The sequence below is a fragment of the Allohahella sp. A8 genome (assembly GCF_047946665.1).
GTDB lineage: Bacteria > Pseudomonadota > Gammaproteobacteria > Pseudomonadales > Oleiphilaceae > Allohahella.
Genome location: NZ_CP172312.1, coordinates 2,785,642 through 2,801,947 on the forward strand (window position 1 = coordinate 2,785,642; position 16,306 = coordinate 2,801,947).

14 protein-coding genes are annotated in these 16,306 nt (G+C 56.4%); 7 read left to right on the top strand and 7 right to left on the bottom strand.

Translation table 11 applies throughout. The features are described 5' to 3' along the window. Positions 1-71: 71 nt before the first annotated feature. Both ACH3PB_RS12475 and ACH3PB_RS12480 read left to right on the top strand, forming a co-directional pair. Positions 72-1,316 (top strand): sensor histidine kinase, encoded by a 1,245-nt coding sequence (locus ACH3PB_RS12475; RefSeq protein ID WP_416395293.1) that lies wholly within the window; start codon positions 72-74, stop codon positions 1,314-1,316. A gap of 68 nt (positions 1,317-1,384) precedes the next feature. Further along, complete coding sequence (locus tag ACH3PB_RS12480) at positions 1,385-2,230, top strand: DMT family transporter (protein WP_416395295.1); 846 nt, start codon at positions 1,385-1,387, stop codon at positions 2,228-2,230. Between the two features lie 3 nt (positions 2,231-2,233). On the opposite strand, the gene ACH3PB_RS12485 is transcribed toward ACH3PB_RS12480, so the two are convergent. The 3 genes from ACH3PB_RS12485 to ACH3PB_RS12495 are packed head-to-tail and all read right to left on the bottom strand — an operon-like array spanning position 2,234 to position 3,750. Then, positions 2,234-2,476: a GIY-YIG nuclease family protein gene (locus ACH3PB_RS12485; protein ID WP_416395297.1), complete on the bottom strand. Its 243-nt coding sequence runs from the start codon at positions 2,474-2,476 to the stop codon at positions 2,234-2,236. A gap of 40 nt (positions 2,477-2,516) precedes the next feature. Next, positions 2,517-3,245 carry a phosphoglycolate phosphatase gene (locus ACH3PB_RS12490; protein ID WP_416395299.1) on the bottom strand — a complete coding sequence of 243 codons (729 nt, stop codon included), beginning with the start codon at positions 3,243-3,245 and terminating at the stop codon, positions 2,517-2,519. 1 nt (position 3,246) lies between these two features. Continuing rightward, positions 3,247-3,750, bottom strand: a complete 504-nt coding sequence (locus tag ACH3PB_RS12495) for a CAP domain-containing protein (protein ID WP_416395301.1) — start codon at positions 3,748-3,750, stop codon at positions 3,247-3,249. A gap of 144 nt (positions 3,751-3,894) precedes the next feature. Between ACH3PB_RS12495 and ACH3PB_RS12500 the strand changes: the two genes are divergently transcribed. Both ACH3PB_RS12500 and ACH3PB_RS12505 read left to right on the top strand, forming a co-directional pair. Further along, complete coding sequence (locus ACH3PB_RS12500) at positions 3,895-5,856, top strand: aminotransferase class V-fold PLP-dependent enzyme (RefSeq protein WP_416395302.1); 1,962 nt, start codon at positions 3,895-3,897, stop codon at positions 5,854-5,856. Next, positions 5,853-6,644, top strand: coding sequence for an SDR family oxidoreductase (locus ACH3PB_RS12505; RefSeq protein WP_416395304.1), 792 nt, complete (start codon positions 5,853-5,855; stop codon positions 6,642-6,644). The genes ACH3PB_RS12500 and ACH3PB_RS12505 overlap by 4 nt, the downstream gene beginning before the upstream one ends. Here the strand turns inward: ACH3PB_RS12505 and ACH3PB_RS12510 are convergent. Together ACH3PB_RS12510 and ACH3PB_RS12515 are read right to left on the bottom strand one after the other, a co-directional pair. After that, complete coding sequence (locus tag ACH3PB_RS12510) at positions 6,632-9,346, bottom strand: PAS domain S-box protein (RefSeq protein WP_416395306.1); 2,715 nt, start codon at positions 9,344-9,346, stop codon at positions 6,632-6,634. The genes ACH3PB_RS12505 and ACH3PB_RS12510 overlap by 13 nt on opposite strands. Before the next feature lie 160 nt (positions 9,347-9,506). Beyond that, on the bottom strand, positions 9,507-10,337 hold the full coding sequence (locus ACH3PB_RS12515) for an alpha/beta fold hydrolase (RefSeq protein ID WP_416395308.1): 831 nt from the start codon (positions 10,335-10,337) through the stop codon (positions 9,507-9,509). 139 nt (positions 10,338-10,476) lie between these two features. Between ACH3PB_RS12515 and ACH3PB_RS12520 the strand changes: the two genes are divergently transcribed. Both ACH3PB_RS12520 and ACH3PB_RS12525 read left to right on the top strand, forming a co-directional pair. Continuing rightward, complete coding sequence (locus ACH3PB_RS12520; RefSeq protein ID WP_416395310.1) at positions 10,477-11,895, top strand: SUMF1/EgtB/PvdO family nonheme iron enzyme; 1,419 nt, start codon at positions 10,477-10,479, stop codon at positions 11,893-11,895. Positions 11,896-11,903: 8 nt separating this feature from the next. Continuing rightward, on the top strand, positions 11,904-12,686 hold the full coding sequence (locus tag ACH3PB_RS12525; RefSeq protein WP_416395312.1) for a putative 4-mercaptohistidine N1-methyltransferase: 783 nt from the start codon (positions 11,904-11,906) through the stop codon (positions 12,684-12,686). On the opposite strand, the gene ACH3PB_RS12530 is transcribed toward ACH3PB_RS12525, so the two are convergent. Further along, positions 12,683-13,276 carry an FMN-dependent NADH-azoreductase gene (locus tag ACH3PB_RS12530; RefSeq protein ID WP_416395314.1) on the bottom strand — a complete coding sequence of 198 codons (594 nt, stop codon included), beginning with the start codon at positions 13,274-13,276 and terminating at the stop codon, positions 12,683-12,685. The genes ACH3PB_RS12525 and ACH3PB_RS12530 overlap by 4 nt on opposite strands. A gap of 139 nt (positions 13,277-13,415) precedes the next feature. Here ACH3PB_RS12530 and ACH3PB_RS12535 point away from each other — a divergent pair, with 139 nt between their 5' ends. Further along, positions 13,416-14,315, top strand: a complete 900-nt coding sequence (locus tag ACH3PB_RS12535) for a LysR substrate-binding domain-containing protein (RefSeq protein ID WP_416395316.1) — start codon at positions 13,416-13,418, stop codon at positions 14,313-14,315. A 7-nt stretch (positions 14,316-14,322) separates the two neighbouring features. On the opposite strand, the gene ACH3PB_RS12540 is transcribed toward ACH3PB_RS12535, so the two are convergent. Beyond that, complete coding sequence (locus ACH3PB_RS12540) at positions 14,323-16,164, bottom strand: diguanylate cyclase (protein WP_416395318.1); 1,842 nt, start codon at positions 16,162-16,164, stop codon at positions 14,323-14,325. Positions 16,165-16,306 lie beyond the last annotated feature (142 nt).

A 16,306-nucleotide genomic window follows, 5' to 3' on the forward strand; every position in this document is an offset into this window, starting at 1 on the left:
AATGTACATGTGCATGGAACCTTGGGGTTGAACCATTTAGAGTGTGGATTCTGGTGAAGGAGGAATAAGACGTGACTGACGTGCTGAAGGACTGCGGCGCACATCTGAATGCTCGACTAGATGTCATTATAGAGAAGTGGTTCGAGGCCTGTAAGCAGGACGACGCGCTGGGCATCATCGTTACCAAGCTCTCGCGGAAAGCATTTCTTGACGATATTCCCGATGCCATCGAGGGCTTGGCCAAAACGATAGCCTGCGGCGACCATGCTTTTTTCGCGCCTGACGCCAAGGTGCTCGATCTTCACAGTCAGCATCGCTGGAAGCAGGGCTTCAGTCTCAGGCAACTCATCCGCGACTGGGGTAACCTCAACAAGATACTCATCAACGAACTTGACGCGTTTTTCCACGAGCATCATCAGGCGGATCACGCGGCGCGTGCGCTCGTGTTCACCAGGTTTGCAGACTTCATCAAGAATGCCCTGAGCGAAAGTGTTCGATGTTTCGAGGCATTACGCCAACGAGAGGCCGGTGGTGTCGCCAATGAACTGCAGGCGATCCATGATCAGTTCGAAGAGGCCACCCATTCGCGGTCGCAACTTTTGCGTGAGGCCACACACGATCTGCGGGGAGGCTTGTCCGCCATTGCAGGCGCCACTGCCGTTCTCAAAGTTTCCGAACAGCCGAACAAGGTGTTTGGCGACGCGCTGGAAAGCCTCGAACGTGGCGTGGCATCGGTCAAGGCCATGCTGGACTCCCTGCTCGATCTGTCCCGTCTGGAATCTGGTGAAGACCAGGCCCAGCTGAAATCGGTCGATATTGCTGAGACGCTGACGAGACTCGCCGAGGAGTATCGGCCTGTTGCGCACGGCAAGCATCTGAAACTTTCGACCTCCGGCGAGCATTCGCTCATCGTCGAGACTGACGCGGAGAAGATTCGTCGGATTGTGCAGAATATCCTGATCAATGCGCTCACGTACACGCTGGAAGGTGAGGTGAACCTGGCGTGGTATCTTGAGCGGGAACAGGAACGCTGGGCCATCGAAATCAGTGATTCAGGTCCTGGCATCGACTGTACTCACCCAACCTCATTGGCTCACGAGCTGGAAACGGATAAACCAATCCGAAAACCAGCTGGCGCGTTCTCGGGAGAAGGCATAGGTCTGACCATTGTGAAGAGACTCTGTGAAGCCCTTGGCGCCAGCATTCAGGTCAGATCAGCGCCTGCAGACGGCACCAGATTCACCATCCATTTCCCGCTCAGCTATGACCGGCCCGGCCTGGAGGCGTCAGAGCAGGCGCCCCCCGCAAAACCTTGAATCGCTTTGCCAGGACTGGCTTACAACAGGATGACCATCGCACAGGCGTCACGCTAGCCGCTATTGGAATGTTTGTTCTCAGTTTCGATGCTTTGCTCGTGCGACTCGCCGACGTGGCCGCCTGGGACATCGTCTTCTGGCGTGGTTGGCTGGTGTGTCTGGCACTCACGATTTATCTGGTTGCCGCGCGTCAGCTGTCGCAAATCCGGCTGCTGAAGCAATTCTGGGTCGCCACACTCGTCATCGCTGCCCTGTATGCACTGGGCTCCTCTCTTTTCGTGTTCTCCATCAAACTGACCAAGGTAGCCAACACCGTACTTATTCTCAGCTGCACGCCCTTCTGTGCCGCACTTTTCTCCTGGTTTATCCTGGGCGAGCGGATTCGCCTGCGCACGGTCATTGCGACGCTGGCGGCGACCACGGGCATCGTGGTGGTTTTTGCTGGTGCGGCGGGTTTCGGTGACGGTCTCCATGATGTAGTCGGCAGCTTTTTGGCCCTGCTGATTGCATTGATCACCGGGCTGACGCTGACATTGCTCAGGAAGTATGCGGCCCTGCCACTCATTCCCATTCTGGCATTGAGCGGGGCGGTCGCCGGCCTGCTCGCCCTGCCCTTTGCAGATCCTCTTGGCACTGAAGCTGAGAGCCTCGGTTGGCTCATGGTGATGGGTCTGGTGCAGATCCCGATCGCCTGGATTTGCGCGTTGACGGCCACCCGGTATATTCCTGCGCCGGAAGTGAGCCTTTTTCTCCTCATAGAGACCGTACTCGGGCCAGTCTGGGTCTGGCTGGTGCTGGGCGAGATTATCCCACCACTTACCCTGTTTGGCGGAATTTTCATACTGGGCGCGGTGTGCATACACGCCTGGCTAGGCATGAGGGAAACCCTGCAGGGCCAGCCGACCCTCAGTTAGGTATCAGGAGTGCGTGTAGTCAGAAACAGCCTTGAGCTTTGCGGCCCTGGTCCAGCGCTTGACTGCATACTCCCGTTTACAGGCTGCAGCGCGGTCTGGCTGCAACTCCAGCCAGACAAGTTGCGCCGGACGCCTTGAGCGGGTGTATCTCGCGCCGAGCCGGTCTGACTCGTTATGCTCCGATTCACGTCGCTGCCAGTCTGTGGTGATGCCAGTGTAGAACGTGCCATCAGCACACCTCAGCATATACACATACCAGGCTCTATCGACCGCTACACTCAAGGACTCAACCACGGAGCAGCGCTGGTAGTTCGTTGAGACTCTGCACGAGCACATCTGGATCCGACAGTTGAATATCCTCGCCGTGATTGTAGCCATATGGCACAGCAATACTTGTCATACCAGCGTTTTTCGCAGCCGCGATATCGTGCTTCGAATCACCGACCATGACGCTTCTGCCAATCGGAACATTGACATGCGCAGCAGCATGGAAAAGAACCATCGGGTCGGGCTTTTTCCTGGCCAGCGAATCGCCCGAGACCACCACGTCGAACAGCTGCCGGATGCCTAGCGCCTCGAGTAGAGGCAAGGTGAACGCTTCGGCCTTATTCGTGACGCAGGCCAGGTTGAAACCCGACTCGTGTAGAACCTTGAGGGTATCCTCTACACCGGGGTACAGGCGGGACTGCTCACAGAGGTGCTCAGCATACGCGGCCCGAAATAACTGCAGTGCCTTCTGAAAGCTTGCCGCTTCGGGCTCACCGTCGACCTCTCCTGTGAGGAGACGCTTCACCAGTCTGTCGATGCCGTTGCCTATGGCATGGCGAACCACGCCCTCACCGCAAGGTGGCAAGCCCATCTGCTGCAGCATGATATCCGCGCTGACGGCAATGTCGGGTACGGAATCGACCAGCGTGCCGTCAAGATCGAAGATGATCAGTTGCACGTCCTGCAGTGCCAGGTCTTGGTTTCGAAACGGGCTGTCATCAGGCAGGGTTGTACCAGAACCGTTCATATCACCTTTCCTCCAGAGGCGCTGCCAGCACCATGGTCCACCAGGTGCCGTAGTCGGTGACATTCTCGCTGAAGCAGGCGACACCAATTTCGACTATCCGCGGCCTGAGTATGTTCTCGAGATGCGAGGGACTATTCTTCCACGCTGTCATCACAGCATCGACGCTCTCCTGTCCGGCTGCGACGTTCTCTGCCACCACCCTATAGCGATAGCCCTGTTTCTTCACCCGGTCTGAAACACGCGTACCATCAGGGCCTGCATGCGTCATTTCACTCCGCTCACGCATGGAGCGGCTGTGAACTTCTGCAGCTGTCGTCAGGGCCGGTGATACTGAAACCTTTCCGAGACCGTTGCTCGCACGCAGCGCATTGACCTGCCGCACGATTTCATCGGTACCTACGGTATCGAGGCATGTTTTGCCTGCTGGAGCAGACTCCGCAGCCACAGGCATTGCGGCGAGCAGGCAAATGAAAGTGCATTGCCTGAGTAAAACTGACGTAAACATAACGAAGTCTCTGGTTGGCGAAAAGAATAGAACAGACACTGGTACGTTAGAAGCAGCCGGCGCGTTTGACACGTCTTCGGCTGACAGACGTCGCCCTCGCCACTACACTCTGCACAAAACGTATGACCACGGCACGGAGAGAAGATGCGCCCTACGCTCAAGATACTGATAATAGAAGATGACGCTGCGCTGCTCAGCCAGATTGTCGAGAACATCACCAAGACCATCGTCACCTTCGAACGGCAGGATATTGACATCGTGGTGCTTGAGGCCGACAACGTCAGGAGCGCGCTCGAGGCGGTCAGGAACGATGGCGACATCCAGGCCGTCGTATTCAGCTGGGACGTCAGTACCAACTGGAGAGAGATCGATGTCGATCGCAGCGGCAAGGTCGACAACAATGCGGTCGTGATCGATGCGATCAAGCATATTCGTCATGAACTTCCGGTGTATGTGCTTGGTGACGCCGAAAGAGGCCTCGAGATCGTCAACGACACGCGGGCCATGGAATCCTTCTTCTATCGCAACGACATCATATCGGATCCTGAGTCGATTCTCGGCTACATCATCAACGACTATGACGATCGCTGTGACACGCCGTTCTGGACCGCATACCGGAAATATGTAGTCGAGGCCAATGATTCCTGGCATACGCCGGGACACAGCGGTGGCGCGAGCTTTCGTAATTCGTCCTACATAAAGGACTTCTACGACTTCTTCGGTCGCAACGTATTCGTGAGCGACCTCTCGGTCTCAGTCGATTCCCTGGGCTCGCTTTCCGATAGCACCAACGCCATCCGTCGTGCGCAGGAAGCCGTGGCCTACACCTTCGATGTTCGCAAGTCCTACTTCGTGACCAATGGATCAAGCACGTCGAACAAGATCGTTCTGCAGACTCTGCTCAGGCCTGGCGACAAGGCTATCATCGATCGTAATTGTCACAAGTCCGTCCACTATGGCGTAGTTCAGTCATACGCCATGCCGATCTATCTCGACAGTATACTGAACCCGCAGTACGGTATCTTTGCGCCCCCTTCACTGGAAAACATCAGCGCGGCTATCGATGAAAATCCCGACGCCAAACTGCTGGTGCTCACCGGCTGCACCTACGACGGCCTATTGATCGATCTGGAACAGGTGGTGCAGAAAGCCCATGCGCACAACATCAAGGTCTTCATCGATGAAGCCTGGTTCGCCTACGCCTCGTTCCACCCGCGCTTCAGACATTACTCAGCCATCAATTCTGGCGCCGACTACGTTACCCATTCGGCCCACAAGGTCGTCTCAGCCTTCTCGCAAGCCTCATACATCCATATAAATGACCCAGAGTTCGACCAGGACTACTTCAAGGAAATCTACAACATCTATGTCAGTACCTCGCCGAAGTACCAGCTGATTGCTTCGCTCGATGTCTGTCGTAAACAGCTTGAGATGGAGGGCTACAAGATCCTCAATACGCTGCTGCGCAACGTTGAGGAGCTCAAACAGCAGGTTAGCCGCTTCAAGCGTATCCGCATTCTCGGGCCTGAAGATTTCGCGAAGATGTTCAGCCACTTCGAGTCGAATAACATGGGGCACGACCCCTTGAAGATCCTTATCGACATATCAGCGCTGGAATATTCGAACCAGGAAATTCACCGCTATCTCATGGACGAAGTGGGACTGGAGATCGAAAAGTTTACGCACTCCACCCTGCTGGTACTGCTGACACTAGGCGGCATGCGCTCGAAGATGGTCAGGCTCTACAACGCCCTCAAGAAACTCGACGACGGCAAGGTCAGCCTCATAAGAAGCCGGTCCAAGCACCGGCTACCTGATGGTATTCCACCTATCAATCTTGCATGCCTGCCGTCGGAGGCGTTTTTTGGTCGTCGCGAATCCATACCCCTGCAGGAAGCCGTAGGAAGAATAGCCTGTGCTCTGGTAACGCCCTACCCGCCGGGCATCCCCTTGCTGGTGCCGGGCCAGCGGATCGAAGAGGCACACCTCAGCTATCTGAAGGCCCTCTCGACACAGAAGCTCACGATTCAGGGCATGTTCGACGGCGATATTTATGTACTCGCCAATCCGGAGCAGCAAATCGAGAATTCACAGACGGAGGCATGACTTTGGCCGACAAGCAGCGGATGAGGCAAAAGCAGGTAATCTATATCACTGGCGGTGCACAGGGCATCGGCAGGGGGATCGTGAAATATCTGCTCGAGCGCGGTCATCAAGTGTTGGCCGCGGATATTGACGCAGAAGCCGGTGCCGATCTCGTCGACGCGTACGAAGAGCATTGTCAGCGACTGAAGTTCATCCAGACTGACGTGGCTGACGAGGCTTCGGTCAAGGCCAGCATCGATACCGCGATACAAAGCTTTGGTCGCATCGATGGCGTCGTCAACAATGCGGCAATAGCAGACCCGTACAATGCACCGCTTGAGCGTTTCGACTTCGCTGACTGGCAGAGGGTTCTGAATACCAACCTGAGCGGTGCCTTTCTCGTTTCCAAATACGCCTTGCCTCAGCTGCGGCAGAATGCCGGCAGCATCGTCAACATGGCCTCGACTCGAGCATTACAATCGGAGCCGAATAGCGAGGCCTACGCCACCTGCAAGGGCGGCTTACTTGCTCTGACACATGCGATGGCGATCAGTCTGGGTCCCGATATACGCGTGAATGCTGTGAGCCCCGGCTGGATCGATGTGAGTGGATGGCAGAAGCGCAGTGAACGGCAGCAGGCCGACCTTGGTGAACGCGATCATCAGCAGCACCCAGTCGGACGCGTCGGTAAACCCGCCGATATCGCCGCGACAGTCGCGTTCCTGCTGTCGCCGGAAGCAGGATTCATTACCGGTCAGAATCTGGTGGTCGACGGCGGGATGACCCGCAAAATGATCTACGAGGACTGATTGACGCTGTGTGGCTGATACGCTTCCAGTAAATCCCGCAGCACCTGGGCTTCCACTGGTTTGACCAGATGCTCGTCAAAGCCAGCTTCCCGCGATTGCCTGCGGTCGTCCTCCTGGCCATAGCCAGTCATGGCAACCAGCAAGACCCTCCTGAAATCTGGCTGCTTCCGCAGACGTGCTGCCACCTCGTAGCCATTCATCAGCGGCAGACCGATGTCGAGCAGTATCACCTGAGGCTTGAACGCCTGTGCCAGATCGAGTGCAGCCGTACCGTCATGAGCAGTTCTGACATCATGTCCCCACATTTCAAGCAGCATGGCGGTCATCTGGGCAGCATCGGTATTATCGTCCACTACGAGGATACGCATAGGAACGAACGCTGTAGCGGAGTCTCCGCCGGACTCCGAAACAGCTGCGTCTTGCCTGCTCTGATCCAGCGGCAGTCTCACCACAAACTCGCTGCCCTTGTCATGGCCAGCGCTTTTCGCATCAATGCGGCCACCGTGGAGCTCGATCAGGCTTTTCACCAGCGCCAGCCCAATGCCCAGACCACCCTCTGAACGATCCAGCGATTTATCGCCTTGCGTGAACAGTTCGAATATTCGTGGCAGCAAATCGGCCTCGATGCCGACGCCTTCATCTACTACACGGATTTCTGCCTCCTGGCCATGCTGAGCAACGATCAGTCGGATGACGCTTTCGCTTCCGCTGTATTTGGAGGCGTTGTTCAGCAAATTGCCTATGGCCTGCTCCAGCCTCGTGGCGTCTGCGTTGAGATAAAGGTCAACAGAACTGAACGAGAGCTTCAGCGTCTGGTGTTTACGCTCGATCAGTGGTCGCACACGCTCGATCGCCCGCTCGACGAGTTGATTAACTGTCACCCGATCCCGGCTGAGCCTGATCCTGCCGCTGGAAATGCGGGAGACTTCCGTCAGGTCATCTACAAGTCTCGCAAGATGGCGCACCTGCCTTTCAATGACACCACGAGCATCATGCTGGGGCTGCGATTCGTGGCCTACATGCCTGATCAGCTCAAGCGCGTTGAAGACCGGCGCCAGCGGGTTTCGCAACTCGTGTGCGAGCATGGCGAGAAATTCGTCCTTGTGCCTGTCGGCATCGGCCAGCTCAGCAGTCTGCTTGTTGATCTGCCGCTCCATTGCCTTGCGCTCACTGATGTCTCGAATGTTGCATTGCGCCACCATCCGGTTGTCTTCTTCGTAGACGTTGCAGATAAACTCGACCTCCTGCACCCGGCCCTGCTTGGTCTCCAATGGCAAATCGTCGTAACGGACATAGCCTTCGGTCTTGAGCGCTTCCATCGCCTCCTTGCTTTCCTGCTTGTCCTTGAAGAGGCCGATTTCCCAAAGCTGCTTGCCCTTGAACTGTTGCTGGGAATAGCCGAGCAACTCGGTCATATACGGATTGGCATCGATGATACTCATGTTTTCGGCATCGAGAATGATGATGCCGTCCTTTGCCGATTCAAATAACCGTCGAAATCGTTTCTCGGACTCCTTGAGCCGACGCTCGGCCTGTTTTCGTGAGGTAATATCGACTGCAACCCCCGGCAGACGAATCGCTGTGCCTGCAGCATTCTTTTCCAGCCGTCCCCGCGCGACGACCCAACGCACAGATCTCCCCGGTCCAACGATGCGATACTCCGCTTCGAAGAGATGATCCTGCTCGATGGCGTCCGAAATCGCCGAATTCACGCGTACCCGATCGTCTGGATGAATGGACCGGATGTAAGCTTCTACAGGGCCGCCGGCCGCCTCTGCTGGCGTTATGTGAAACATTTCGGCCAGGTTGGCGTCAGCCCACACACGATTTGACAGCAGATCAAACTCCCAGGTGCCGATTTCAGCTGCCCCCAGCGTAGAGTCCAGTCGCGAACGCGCCATCTGCAGTTTCTCTTCAGCTTGCCTGCGTTCGGTAACATCTTCGATGGCCAGCAGAACAAGTTCACCGTATTCAGGTGACTGCATCCGCCGCGCGTTAAGCTGCAGCACTTTGAAACCAAGACCCGGGAAATACCGCTGCACCTCATAGTCCGAATACTCGAACAACAACTGTTCCTCGAGCAGCCTTCTCAGCTCAGGCGAATCCCACTCACCGCCACCCAGCGCGTAAATGAGCTCCCCTTCTGTTTCTTCAGGCCTTAGATGAAAGTTTTCGTAGAACGCCCTGTTGGCGGACACCACTTTCAGCCCGTGATCGAGCACGAGGAGGGACTCACGCATGGTGCCGATGATATTAGTGGCATAGGCCAGGGCATCTTCGATCTTCTGGGCCTGGGCATTTCGCTCCGAAATATCCCGGAACACGATCACAGCGCCAGCGATGCGGTCCTGACGATCCCGGATCGGCGCTGCACTATCGTCTATGGGGCGCTCGGTACCATCGCGTGCGATCAAGAGCGTATTACTGGCAAGCCCGACTGCCACGCCTTTATTCAGTGCGTTGAACACCGGATTTTTGACCGTATTCCGGGTATCGGCATTGACGAGAACAAGGATCTGGTCCAGATCGACACCTTCGGCATCCTCGAAGGTCCAGCCGGTCAGCTTTTCAGCGACCGCATTGAGAAAGGTCAGGCGGCCTTCAGCATCAACGGCAATGACCGCATCAGCAATACTGTCAAGGGTGGTTCTCAGCCAGTAGGCAGTTTGCAGCAAGGCTTCGGGCATCTCAGACCGAGCCATGGACTGCGCTCATTTCAAGGCGCATTAACAGTCCTTCCAGAGATACATCGACAGCAGCACAATCTCAGAGAAGACCTGTTTAAGGTAGCGACTGAGATGACAACCAGGCTTGGAATAATACGCTCACCCTTTTGAAGCCGATCAGCAGGCTCGTGTGTGCTCAGGCAGCTCTTTCAATGTCCTCGAGCAGACGTGTGATCTGCTCAGCGATGATCTCTGGATGATCCTCCGGCGTGAAATGGAGCCCGCCTTCAATGCGGTGTAGCGGTGCATTCAGGTCCCGCGCGAAGCGCTCACCATAACGCAGCTTCTGAAAGCTGTCGCTAGTGCCCCACACCACTCTTGCCGGTATGTTCAGGCCTGGCAGGGCCCCGGCGATCGACTCGGTATCTTCGACATTCAGCGCCATAACCTGACGGATGAGGCTAGCGGCACCACCATGACGCTCATAAGCAGACCAATGTACGTCCAGTGATTCCTCGGCGATCTGCAGCTTGTCATGACCGCGAATCATCAATACGCGCAGAATCTGCTTGGCGGCGATGTCAGGCAGATGCTTTACCAAAGGTGCTGTCAGCTTGAGGGCCTTCACACTGGGAATGGGCCAGGAATCATAGCCAATCGCATTGGTCAGAAAGAGCCCTGCGCAACGTTGTGGATGGCGGACTGCTGCAATGTGCGCAACCCCGCCACCGAGGTCGTGGCCGCAAAATACTGCTCGCTCTATACCGAGATGAGTAAGCCAGTCGATGAGATAGTCTGCCTGGCGTCCAACCGAGATATCACGTCCGACGCCTGCTTCCATCGACTCGCCATAGCCGACCATCTCGAAGGCCAGACAGCGCACTCCTCGGAGTTTTGCCATCACATGCCGCCACAGACGAGGCGAAGTCGGAATACCGTGAATAAGCACGAGCGGGACCTCATCACCTCGTCCTCGCTCGATCCAGCGCATTGGGATGCCACCTATGACTGCTGTCCGCGACTTCATGATCGTGCACTCGCGACACGAAAAGCGGCATCAGTAATGATGATGTGTGATAATGAATCAGATTTATACGGCATGGATTGCCTCCGCATCAGTTGAATTGGCCTCTGAATGACCTACGCAGTCTTGCCCGCTAAAGACCATGGATAATCAAGAGAAGCTTATCGCAGCGCTCGATATCACCCAGCGGAGAATCGAGGCCCTGGTTAGCGACTTGTCTGAGGCGCAGCGCTCGGTGCCGTATCACCCGGGCATAAATCCCCCGGTATGGGAGCTTGGTCACAGCGCATTCTTCTACGAAAGCTTCCTGCTCATGGCGCTGGATGGGATCCCCTCATTCGATTCAAGCATGGATGATGTCTGGGATTCCTTCGAAATGGATCACGAGGACCGCTGGTCAGCGAGTCTCTTCCCCTCATGTGCGGCGACGCTGGAATATGCGAGATATGTGCACACTCAGGTCATGACACGGCTACGTGATCGGCCATTGACGCCGCAGGATCACTATCTGTACCGCTATGCCATCTGTCATCAGAACATGCACATCGAGTCGATGATCTGGGCCAGACAGACTCTGGCCTTGCCAGCCCCGTCTTCGGCGAGTGACGTTGCGGCTACCCGGGAGGCGACCAGCGCGAATGATCAGGCGAACGACGTGCATGTTCGCGGCGGCCGCTTTCTGATCGGCCAACCTGGTCATTCAAGCGAATTTGCGCGCCGGGATTTCTCCTTTGACAGCGAACAGCCGCGGTTTCATACGGCCATCAGCGACTTCTCGATAAGTAGAACCCTCGTCAGTTGCGGAGACTATCTGGCGTTTGTGGAAGCGGGGGGCTACGAGCGAGCCGAACTCTGGAGTCGGGGGGGCAAAAGCTGGTTGCAGAATGTTCATAAGCGGCAGCTCGCCGCAGAATGGCGAACCCAGCAGGGGTATGAAGCGCAGCGGACCATCGATGTCCAGCCGAAGCACCCCCAATATTGGCGCAAATCAGCATCGACTGGCGCCTGGGAAGTCCGACATTTCGATAAATGGCTGCCGCTCGAACCATCCATGCCGGTCATCCACGTCTCTTACTGGGAAGCGGAAGCCTGGTGCGCGTGGGCTGGACGCAGACTCCCGACCGAGCAGGAGTGGGAAGCCGCTGCCCTTGAAAATCGGCCTGGTCAGCGTTTTCGACTATTGCCCTGGGAAGCCGGCGATAGCGATCCTCGCTCACTTGATGAGTGGACGAATCTGGTCGACATGGACGCCCGGAGCCTGGGTCGTCTGCCGGTCACGGCCTTGGCCGATGGTGCAAGTCCGTCGGGCTGCCTGCAGATGATAGGCACCTGCTGGGAGTGGACCTCATCGCAGTTCCTGCCCTACGATGGCTTCAAGATGGATATGTATCCCTATATGTCGACGCTGCAATTCGGTAGTCACAAAACCACTCGCGGTGGCTCCTGTGCCACATCATCGTTGCTGATCCGTGGTACGTACCGCCAGGCCTATCTGCCCGACCGTTTCGACGTCTTTACAGGTTTTCGCAGCTGTGCGCTCACGCCGGGCCAGCCGTCATGAGTGTCGGCATGAATCAGGCCACCTATGAGACTGATGAGCTACTGAATCAGTATCTCGATTTTCACTACGGTCCCGAGCACTTCGGGGTCGTCAATTATCCTGCACGCTGTGCGCAACTGTGCGTCGAGGCGCTCTTGGGCCCTCACACCCGCGAGGGATTTCGTGAAACCGCACGTGTGCTTGAGCTCGGCTCTGCCTGCGGCCGTACCGCTTTCGAGCTGGCGCGCCATTTCCAACATGTGGAGGCGGTCGATTTGTCTGCGCGGTTTATCGAAGCCGCACAGCATTTGCAACAGACCGGGCAGCACCCCTACTCGGTCGCCATACAAGGCGAGCTGCTGGAAAACCGATCAGCCGATCTCGCCAGCCTCGGGCTCAGGCAGACAGCTCATAGAGTGAAGTTCAGGGTCGGCGACGCCTGCACTGTTGAGGAACATCAGCGACACGACCTGATCTTTGCCGGCAATCTGCTTGACCGACTTGCGCAACCCGCCCAGTTCCTCGCTGGTATGCAAGCGCGCATCAATGATGATGGCCTTCTCGTTATCAGCAGTCCATATACACTGCTGGAGGCCTTCACCAGACGTGATGCCTGGCTGGGTGGTTTTATCGATGAGCACAGCAAGCCGCGAACAGTACTCGATGGCATGCACGCCATTCTAAATGATGATTTTGAACTTCAGGGTAAGCCCGTCGACGTGCACTTCGTGATCCGCGAGACCGCCAGAAAGTTTCAGCACACTGTAGCTGAGTTGACTGTCTGGCGGCGGCGCAGGCGGCAACCTGCCTAGGCAGCCTCGCCCAGAATACCCTCTATCTGCGCGCGTGCACTTTCCACACTCTCGTCGCCCTTGGCATTCAGCTGATCAGCCGTGATGAACGTGACATCGGTAATACCAATGAAGCCCAGCACGAAACGGACGTAGGGCGTGAGGAAGTCGGCTTCACTACCAACGGCTACCCCACCGGTCGCGACTGCAATGAAAGCTCGCTTGCCTTCGAGCAGACCCACCGGACCACTGTCGGTGTAGCGGAAGGTGCGGCCAACTCGGGCCACAAGATCAATCCACGCCTTGAAACTGGCTGGGACACTGAAGTTGTACATTGGCAGCCCGATCACGATGGTATCGGCAGCCTCCAATTGATCGACCAGGGCCTCGGAAACAGTAATGATCTCGCGCTGATCTACTGTGCGTTCAGCGGCCGGGCTGTAGTAGGCGCCAATCATCGTTTCGGTCACCAGTGGGAGGCCTTCGGCAAGGTCCTGATAGATAACCTGATCGCCATCGTTCTGAAGGCCCTGCAGCAAAGTGCGGGACAGTTTTCGGCTGGTAGAGTCTGTACTACGCGCGCTGGCATCGAGATGGAGAATAGTGCTCATGGTCCTGTCCTTTTTCAGAGAATCGAAAATGCTTGGATCTACTCTATCTCTTTCCAGGAGGATGATAATCAAGTGCGGAGGAATATAATTAAGTCCAAAACCACTATAATTAGCATCTCGATATCAGCAGGCACACAGATTGGAACGTCTCAACCGGGTAGAACTTTTTCTTGAAATCGTAAAGCACAGGAGCTTTACCGGGGCTGCCAAAGCGCTCGGTACGAGCGGTTCTGCACTGAGCAAACAGATGCAGAACCTGGAGAGTCAGCTGGGGGTGAAACTGCTGAACCGCACCACTCGTCATGTATCGGTCACCGAGGCTGGGGCCATCTATTATGAGCGGGCCCGGCTGGCACTGGATGACCTGGCCGAGGCCGAGCGGCAGATTCAGGATCTGGGCGCCGGGCCACAGGGTACATTGAAGATAAGCGCCCCAATGTCCTTTGGCCGTAGACATCTAGTCAAACCCTTGGCCGCCTTCGCGGCCCGTTATCCTGCGGTTCATCTCCAGGTTGATTTCGACGATCGTCATGTCGACATCGTGGCCGAAGGCTACGATGTGGCAGTTCGTATAGCCACACTGGCCGACTCGACCCTCGTGGCCAGAAGGCTGGCCGACTGCCCCATACTACTGTGCGCCAGCCCGGCCTATCTGGAGCAGTATGGCCGGCCGGAAACACCTGGAGATCTCGCTGTGCACAGACACATCATCTACAGCCGCCATGGTATTCAGTCAGACTGGTCTTTCGAGCACAAGGACGGGCAGCAGGGTATCGTGCACCGAAACGCCCATATGCTGGCGAACTCCGCAGAAATGTTGAGCACAGCCGTTGCCGAAGGTATAGGCATGGGCCTTCTACCTGTATTTGCGGCTGCAGAGCAGCTAAAGGCTGGTACCATCGAGCAAGTGCTGCCGGATTATCAGACTGTCCCAGCCCGAGGCATATATGCCATCTATCCGCAGAACAGGTATCTGTCTGCAAAGGTCAGACTGCTGATCGATGACCTCGTGAATGTAGGCAGGGATCTGCCCTGGTGAAACCGCCCTAAGCAGGAAGCGTTTCAGATAAAGTGACGCGATTTCGTCCCTTGTGCTTGGATTCGTAAAGCGCCAGATCCGCCATCTTCAACAAGGTCTGCCCTGCTCCTTCTTCCTCGGGAACGAGGCCGGCAACACCGATGCTGATGGAAACCGGAACCAGCTTGCCCTCGACAAGGAAGCCAAGATTCTCGGTTGCCAGCCTGATTCGCTCCGCAACGTGGCAGGCACCTTCGAGGCTGGTGGCGGGCAGGAGCACACAGAACTCCTCACCGCCGTAGCGTGAGGCCACATCGGTTGGCCGCTGCAGCTGGGCACGAATCGTTTCCGCAACCGCCTTGAGACACTGATCCCCCACCAGATGACCATAGGTATCGTTGAAGCGTTTGAAGTTGTCGATGTCCAGTACCATCGCCACCAGCGTGATCTTGTCGCGAAACGCTCTTGCATACTCCAGGTCCAGCCGTTGCTCGAAGAAACGCCGGTTATGCAGGCCGGTGAGGCCGTCGGTAAAGCTCATCTTTTCAAGCTTCAGGTTGGCCATTTCCAGCTGCTCGGTGCGCTGGCGCACCCGCTCTTCGAGTGTATCATTCGCCCGCAACTGCACTTCCAGAGCATGTGCCTGCGCCTGCTGCACCTGGCGCTGCGAGCGCTCACGCTGGCGAACCTCGATATTGATGCGCTCAGCAATGGCCATGGATAGCAGCAGCGCCTCCAGTGCAGAGCCCATCTGCCAGCCATACTCTGTGAACAGATTTACAGGCAACAGACCCCAGGCCTTCAGGCTGAAAGCAAAGCCACCTACGATGACAAAGGTCCAGGCCAGCAGAAAATATCGAGCAGCGCTATTGCCATTACGCAGACTGTTCCAGCCTGCCACGCATAGCAGAACGCCCGTAGTGGAGGCGACCGGATTCACCACACGAATGGAAATGTAGTAATCCACGAAGATACTGCCAAGGGTGGCAACTATGCCCAGAACTTGCAGCCGGACGATCCAGCGGTCGAGCTTTGGCTGCTCCTGGGGTGTGCACAGCAGAAGTCGCGTAAACTGCATCAGCAGAACCATCGACGCGCCAGATACTACCGAGAGTGCTTCGCGCGACCACCACGGATGTTCGAGGCCAAACAGGGTATAGGTCAAGCCGTCGTACATGGCGAAGAACAGCCCATGATGAACGACGATCACCAGAATATAGGCGCCATACACTCGGTCTCGTATGGTGATCAGCAGAAACAGACTGAACACCATCATCGCGAAAATCAGGCCCTGATAGAAGGTCAGCCAGGCATAGCCGGTTCGTAGATACTCATTCAGTGCCACCTCGTCAAACAGCTTCAGGGGCATGTAAAAAGTATCCGCACTATCCGCGTAAAGATAGAAAGTCTGCGACTGCTCGGGCGGTAGCGTGATGGGGAAAACAAAATGGCGGGATTGGTAAGGCCGATTCTGCGGCAATACCATCCGTCCCGAGCGCTGCACCTGATATGCCCCCTCACCAGGCTCGTAGGCAGGCTGATAAAGTCTGATCGTGTCAACGAAAGGCGTTTGATAGTCCAGAAACACAGTCTGTGCGTCGGTCGTCACGTTCTTCAGACGAAAGCGCACCCAGTAACCGGCCGAAGTGTAACCAGGATTCAACACCTCCACCGTGCTCGGCTGGAACTCATCGGACCTGGCGAGTATGTCGGGTAAGGTCAGGTCCCTTTCAGGGTCCTCGAGGTAATCCATGCTGGTGCCAAGCGATACGCTGCTGAAGGCGTCGTCCACCCGCACTTCTTCGAGCGCAACACAGAACGTAGCGGGCAATATCAGAGCCAGCATCAAGATACGAAGCCAGCGAATCATGCGGCTTCATCCACTACTGCACCTAATGACAGCACTTTGATTTCTGCCGTATCAGGGGACACTACTGCGCCGGGCAGTAGCTTGCTTGTTCGCTGTCAGATCAAATATCTCCGCGGACACCTTTGAGAGGCACCAATGGCAC